We start from the raw sequence: 1,659 nt of genomic DNA, 5'->3' as shown, positions 1-1,659 counted from the left end.
CCCCATGCCCATGACGACCTCTCTGCCCCGTCTTGCTGCCTTGACCCTGCTGGTCGCATCGGCCATGGCCCAGGCCCAGCAGCCCGCGGTGATCTTCGACATGGGCGGCAAGTTCGACAAATCCTTCAACCAGGCCGGCTACCAGGGCGCCGAGCAGTGGAAGAAGGAAACCGGCAAGACCTATCTCGAGTTCGAGATCAGCAACGACACCCAGCGCGTGCAGGCCATCCGCCGCATGGCCGAGCGGGGTGCCAGCCCCATCATCAGCATCGGCTTCGCCCAGGCGTCGGCCCTGCAGCAGGTGGCCAAGGACTTCCCCAAGACCCAGTTCGCCATCATCGACGCCAAGGTCGACCTGCCCAATGTGCAGTCGCTGCTGTTCAAGGAGCACGAAGGCAGCTACCTCGTCGGCGCCATGGCGGCCCTGGTCACCAAGACCAACAAGGTCGGCTTTGTCGGCGGCATGGACATCCCGCTGATCCGCAAGTTCCAGTGCGGCTACGAGCAGGGCGCCAAGGCGACGAACCCCAAAATCGAGGTGTTCGCCAACATGACGGGCACCACATCGACTGCCTGGAACGACCCGACCCGCGGCGGTGAGCTGGCCAAGAGCCAGTTCGCCAAGGGTTCGGACGTCGTCTTTGCCGCCGCCGGCGGCACAGGCGTTGGCGTGTATCAGGCCGCCAAGGACGCTGGCAAGCTCGCCATCGGCGTGGACAGCAACCAGAACCACATCCAGCCCGGCACGATGCTGACCTCCATGGTCAAGCATGTGGACGTGGCCGTCTACAACGTGCTGAAGGCCTGGAAGCCCGGCGTCAGCGTGCTGGGCCTGAAGGAAGGCGGCGTCGACTATGCGCTGGACGACAACAACGCCAAGCTCATCACGCCACCGCTGAAGGCCAAGGTTGAAGCCATCAAGGCCGACATCATTGCCGGCAAGGTGAAGGTGGCCGACTACATGGCGGACAACGCTTGTAAGTTCTGAGCGGCGCGATGACGCCCGCCGTCCGCCTCCGGGCGATTTCCAAGCGCTTTGGCGCGGTCCAGGCCAACCGCGAGGTGTCCTTCGACATCGCCGCGGGCAGCGTGCATGGCCTCGTCGGCGAGAACGGCGCGGGCAAGAGCACGCTGATGGCCATCCTGTATGGCTACTACCACGCCGATTCAGGCCATATCGAGGTCAACGGCCAGCAGGTCCACATCGCCAATTCCCAGCAGGCCATTGCCCTGGGTATCGGCATGGTGCACCAGCACTTCATGCTGGTCGACACGTTGACCTGCCTGGAAAACATCATGCTGGGCGCCGAAGGGCGCTTCTTCCTGGCGCCGGCCAAGGCCGAGGTGCGCAAGAAGCTGCAGGCGCTGATGCAGGAGACCGGCCTCACCGTGCAGCTCGACGCCGTGGTGGCCGACCTGCCCGTGGGCGAGTTGCAGCGCCTGGAAATCCTGAAGGCGCTGTACCGCGGCGCCAAGATCCTGATCCTGGACGAGCCGACGGCCGTGCTGACTCCGCAGGAGACCGACCAGCTTTTCGTCACGCTGCGCCGCTTGAAGGAGCGCGGCACGACGCTGATCCTCATCACGCACAAGCTGCGGGAGGTCATGAGCCTGTGCAGCGCCGTCACGGTGATGCGGGCGGGGCAGGTGGTCGAGACG

2 protein-coding genes are annotated in these 1,659 nt (G+C 64.9%); both read left to right on the top strand.

Features of this window, described 5'->3' with window-relative positions; all coding sequences use genetic code 11:
• The first annotated feature begins 4 nt into the window (after positions 1-4).
• Positions 5-988: a BMP family lipoprotein gene (locus ACXJKR_RS31775; RefSeq protein ID WP_056196083.1), complete on the top strand. Its 984-nt coding sequence runs from the start codon at positions 5-7 to the stop codon at positions 986-988.
• A gap of 8 nt (positions 989-996) precedes the next feature.
• Positions 997-1,659, top strand: a 663-nt coding sequence (locus ACXJKR_RS31770) for an ATP-binding cassette domain-containing protein (RefSeq protein WP_457326244.1), incomplete at its 3' end; no start/stop codon positions are given.

The organism is Roseateles sp. P5_E11 (assembly GCF_054049355.1).
Note: the sequence above shows the minus strand (reverse complement) of the source record. Positions and strands in the feature narration are given on the sequence as shown.